Source organism: Arenimonas sp. (assembly GCF_019459675.1).
In the GTDB taxonomy this organism is placed as follows: Bacteria; Pseudomonadota; Gammaproteobacteria; order Xanthomonadales; family Xanthomonadaceae; genus Arenimonas.
The window spans coordinates 1-4,776 of sequence record NZ_JAIBFH010000394.1; the positions used below are offsets into that span (position 1 = coordinate 1).

5 protein-coding genes are annotated in these 4,776 nt (G+C 67.8%); 2 read left to right on the forward strand and 3 right to left on the reverse strand.

Annotated elements, in window-relative coordinates; translation table 11 throughout:
* The coding region (locus tag K0M70_RS13050) for a sodium-translocating pyrophosphatase (protein ID WP_290782639.1) at window positions 1–1,476 on the forward strand (1,476 nt) is incomplete at its 5' end.
* 150 nt (window positions 1,477–1,626) lie between these two features.
* Window positions 1,627–1,971, forward strand: coding sequence for a hypothetical protein (locus tag K0M70_RS13055; RefSeq protein ID WP_290782640.1), 345 nt, complete (start codon window positions 1,627–1,629; stop codon window positions 1,969–1,971).
* 41 nt (window positions 1,972–2,012) lie between these two features.
* On the opposite strand, the gene K0M70_RS13060 is transcribed toward K0M70_RS13055, so the two are convergent.
* From K0M70_RS13060 to K0M70_RS13070, 3 genes are all read right to left on the reverse strand, one after another.
* Window positions 2,013–3,524 (reverse strand): MATE family efflux transporter, encoded by a 1,512-nt coding sequence (locus K0M70_RS13060; protein WP_290782641.1) that lies wholly within the window; start codon window positions 3,522–3,524, stop codon window positions 2,013–2,015.
* Window positions 3,478–4,515: a TraB/GumN family protein gene (locus tag K0M70_RS13065; protein WP_290782643.1), complete on the reverse strand. Its 1,038-nt coding sequence runs from the start codon at window positions 4,513–4,515 to the stop codon at window positions 3,478–3,480. Before K0M70_RS13065 ends, K0M70_RS13060 begins: the two co-directional genes overlap by 47 nt.
* A 24-nt stretch (window positions 4,516–4,539) precedes the next feature.
* A partial coding sequence (locus tag K0M70_RS13070; protein ID WP_290782644.1) for a hypothetical protein occupies window positions 4,540–4,776 on the reverse strand: 237 nt, incomplete at its 5' end.

Sequence of the window (4,776 nt, forward strand, 5' to 3'; positions counted from 1 at the left end):
CCCCCGCCCCCCCCCCCCCCCCCCGACCTGGTGGGCAAGGTGGAAGCCGGCATCCCCGAGGATGACCCGCGCAACCCGGCCGTGATCGCCGACAACGTGGGCGACAACGTCGGCGACTGCGCCGGCATGGCGGCCGACCTGTTCGAAACCTACGCCGTCACCGTCATCGCCTCCATGCTGATCGCGGGCATCGCCTTCGCCACCTACGGCTGGGCGGGCGTGGTGTATCCGATGGTGCTGGGCGCGGTGTCCATCCTGGCCTCGATCGTCGGCACGTTCTTCGTCAGCGTGCGCGAAGGCGGCAAGATCATGAACGCGCTTTACCGCGGCCTGGCCGTGTCGGGCGTGCTGGCGGCCGGTGCGTTCTACTGGGTCAGCAACGAAATGTTCTCGGCCGACCTGGCCATGCCGCTGTTCTACTGCGCCCTCATCGGCCTGGTGCTCACCGCGGCCATGGTGGTGATCACCGAGTACTACACCGCCACTGAGTACGGCCCGGTGCAGCAGGTGGCCAAGGCGTCTGAAACCGGCCACGGCACCAACGTCATCGCCGGCCTGGCGGTTTCGATGAAGTCCACGGCGGCGCCGGTGCTTGCGGTGGCTGCGGCCATCTGGTGCTGCTATGAGATCGCCGGCCTGTTCGGCATCGCCATCGCGGCTACGTCCATGTTGTCGATGGCCGGCATGATCGTCGCGCTGGACGCCTATGGTCCCATCACCGACAACGCGGGCGGCATCGCCGAGATGTCGGGCATGGACAAGGAAATCCGCAAGACCACCGACGCCCTGGACGCCGTGGGCAACACCACCAAGGCCGTCACCAAGGGCTACGCCATCGGTTCGGCCGGCCTGGCCGCGCTGGTGCTGTTCGCCGACTACTCGCACAAGCTGGGCGAGAAATACGCCGGCACCGACCAGGTGGTGAACTTCTCCATCGACAACCCGGACGTGGTGATCGGCCTGCTGATCGGCGGCATGATCCCCTACCTGTTCGGCGCGTTCGCGATGCAGGCCGTGGGCCGTGCGGCGGGCGCCGTGGTGGAGGAAGTGCGGCGGCAGTTCCGGGAAATCCCCGGCATCATGGAAGGCACCGGCAAGCCCGAGTACGACAAGGCCGTGGACCTGCTGACCAAGTCGGCCATCCGCGAAATGATCATCCCCTCGATGCTGCCGCTGTTCATCCCGATCATCGTCGGCGTGACGCTGGGCGCGGACGCGCTGGGCGGCCTGCTGATGGGCACGATCGTGACGGGCCTGTTCGTCGCCATCTCCATGTGCACCGGCGGCGGCGCCTGGGACAACGCCAAGAAGTACATCGAGGAAGGCCACCACGGCGGCAAGGGCAGCGAAGCCCACAAGGCCGCGGTCACCGGCGACACCGTCGGCGACCCGTACAAGGACACCGCGGGCCCGGCCATCAACCCGCTGATCAAGATCATCAACATCGTGGCGCTGCTGATGATTCCGCTGCTCTGATCCTGGTGGTTGCGTGACACAGACGACCCCGGCTCCGGCCGGGGTTTTTCTTTCCAGCCCGGGCTGCGGCGCCAGCCGGTGTACCCTTGAGCGGGGCGACGCTCCGGATTTCCCGTCTTTTTTCGCTCTTCCGACCTCAAGGCGACTGAAATGCCAAAAACCACGCTGATCTTTGCGTTCCTGCTGATCGCCCTGGGTGCCGCCGCGTTCGGCATTTCCTCGAGCCGCACGGCACTGCTGCCCGCCTACGTGGGAATAGCGCTGGGGCTTTTCGCCGGATTGGCGCTGATGTTCGACGGCGCGCGCAAGCATCTGATGCACGTTGCTGCGCTGGTGGCGCTACTGGGTGCGCTTGCGCCCGCCGCAGCGCTGGTCATTCGCGCAGCGCAAATGAGCCCGCTGGCGCTGGGCGTCAACGTGGGCATGCTGGTGCTGTCTGCGGCCCTCCTGGTGCTGATGGTGCGCTCATTCATTGCAGCAAGGCGCGCCCCCTAGCCCGTCAGGACACTCGCCCGAATCGCCTCCGCCCGGTCGCCCTAGGCGGCCCCTGCGCGCCAAGGCGGCGGTGGCAGCGCCGCTACGGTCTGCTGGAGGAATCGCCGGACAAGCACCACCGACGCCAGCCCCAGCGCAACGACGAATCCCGCCCAGATGCCGGACGGGCCCATGCCGGCGGTACGCGCGAACAGCCAGCCCAGCGGAAGCCCCAAGCCCCAGTAAGCGGCCAACGAAACCTTTGCCGGAAAACCCGTGTCCGACAGGCCTCGCAGTGCGCCGGTCATGGTGGATTGCACGCCGTCCATCACTTGCGAAAAGGCGAAGACGACGAAGATGCTGGTGGCAACGGTGATCACCTCGGGTTCCGACGTGATCCAGCCGGCGACGTTTCGTCCGTACAAACCCAGCAGGATGGCGGCCCCCGAAAGCCAAACCGTGCCCAGACCCAATGCCGCCCAGGTGATCGGGCGCAAGGCGCCCCGGTTCCCCGCCCCGCGTTCCTGCGCCACGCGTATCGAAACCGCGCCGGCAAGGCCGAGCGGAACCATGTACAGCAAGCCGCCAACAGACATGGCCACCTGGTTGCCCGCCAGCGCCACGGCGCCGAAGGTGCCCACCAGCAGCGTGGCCACCGCCATGGCGCCGGTTTCGGCCACGTACATCAGCCCCAACGGCGCGCCCTCGCGGGCCACCGACGCCATCTCGGATCCGGAAAGGTCGGCACGCAGCCGCAGCCGTCGCATGGACCTCGCACGTTGCCAGAATACCCACGCGGCCAGCATGGCCAGCGCTTCGGCGGCAAGTGACGCAATGCCTGCCCCCGTGAGTCCCAGCTGCGGCAGGGGACCGATGCCCCAGATCAGCGAGTAGTTCAAAGGGATGTTGATGGCAACGGCCAGGAACGCAAAGCAGGCGCCCAGCCACGGGCGGTCCACGGCTTCGAAGGCGGACTTGAACACGGTCAGGACCGAGAAGGGCACCATCAGCAGCGAGATCGCCACCCAGTAGGGGAACATGATCGCCAGGACTTCGGCCGGCTGGCCCAGCGCAAACAGCAGCGGCCAGACCGACAACATCGCCGCCGCGCCGAAGACGCCGACCATCGCGCCCAGTGCCAGCCCGTTGCGAAGGATCACCGGGATGCGCCGCCCCTGCCCCGCACCGTGAGCCGTTCCGACGCGAACCGACAGGGCCGACAGCAGCCCGTAAATGGCCGCGAACAAGATGACCGCCACCGCGTTGGTGATGCCGACCGCCGCCAGCGGCAGGGCCCCCAGCGGCGCCAGCATCACCGAGTCGGTCACACCCAGCAGGGTGGATGCACCCAAGCCCGCCACGATGGGCACGGCCAGAGCCAGGATCGCTGGAATTTCGCGGCGGATGGTGGCGGTCGGAGTCATTTTCACCGCCAATCTTGGCATACGACCGGGAGGCGAAAGACCGGGACCTGCGGAACCTCTCGCGCCACTCTTCTCCATCGCAATGCCGGCTGCCGCCGTCGACTTACTCAGGCGATTCCACTTCAAATCCCGCGGCGCGCAGCTGGTCAAGCACACCGCCCGGCGCCACCAGGTCCGGCAGCGGCAGCAAGGCCAGCGCGATGCGCTTTTCGGCCAGTGCGTTTTCCACTGCGCTGCGCCAGAGCGCCAGGGACTGCAGGCGAAGTCCGGGCCGCTGCTGGAAGCTCATCGCCCGGTCGTGCACCGGCTTGCAGGGCGGCGTGGGCGTGGCCAGCTCCATCGGCAGCAGCAGCGGCATGTCGCCGGTGGCCCAGGCATTGGCGGCACGGGTGAAGTGCACCAGGCTGGCGTCCAGCGTGTCCATGGTGGTGATGAAGCAGCCCACGTCGTCCACCTGCGATTCCGCCACCGCGCGGATGCCAGCGCGATAGGCCTTGCGGTCGATGGCCAGGGGATAGCGCAGCGTGGTATCCACCACGCGCAGGCTGCGCTGTCCGGCCAGTTCCGCAACGCGCGTCCACGCGATGTCCGCGCGCGTCAGGCCGACGTCGCGGATGGCTTCATAGAACAGTTCCTCCGAGGCGAACAGCGGGCGATGGCGATCCAGCCTGGCATCGCCCGGGAAGTGCCGCTCGCGCAGCTGGCGCCAGCGCGCGTACTGCTCCGGCGGCAGCACATCGTCCAGTCGCCGGCGCTTGGGCAGCTTGGTGGCAGCGTTGGCAGCGCGCGCCAGGCTGGCCATCTTGAGCATGTCGCCGGCACTGATATCGGCCTGCACGCCCGGGGGCGCAATCACTTCCGCCGCTGTGTCCAGGATGGATTCCACCTGCGCGGTCTGCCACTGCATGGCGCGCGGCAGAGGCACCAGGCTGGCGAGGATCCACACCTCGCCCTCGCCGTCCTTGGCCATGGCGCGCCACAGGCCAGGGCCGGGCTGAACGCCGGTGACCACCAGTTCGTCCAGCACGACATCGGGCTGCGCGGCCGGGGTTTGTGCGCTTGCCGACGCTATCGGCGCGAGGCCAATCAGTGCAGCACCAATGAGGTGCGCGACCACGCGCAAACGGGCATTTGAAGGCAAAGGGTGTCTCCTGCAGGAACAGCGTTACTTCATGCGGCGCGCCAACCACCCCAGCAAGAGGGCCAGCAGCGCCATGGAAAGTGCCACAACACCGTACACGCCCACCGCCTGCACTTCGTGAACCACGCCCGATTCGAAATGGCGCCCCTGTTCGCTGTACGGCAGCCGCGCGGCCTGCACGAACAGCACCGTGCAGCCCAGCGCACCCAGGCCCAGCGCGGCGGCCACGAGCCAGAGCAGCGCTTTCACTGCCGACCGCAC

Excerpts from the sequence above, each read along its gene's own strand:
- K0M70_RS13055 (WP_290782640.1), top strand. The coding sequence starts at position 1,627 with ATGCCAAAAACCACGCTGATCTTTGCGTTCCTGCTGATCGCCCTGGGT.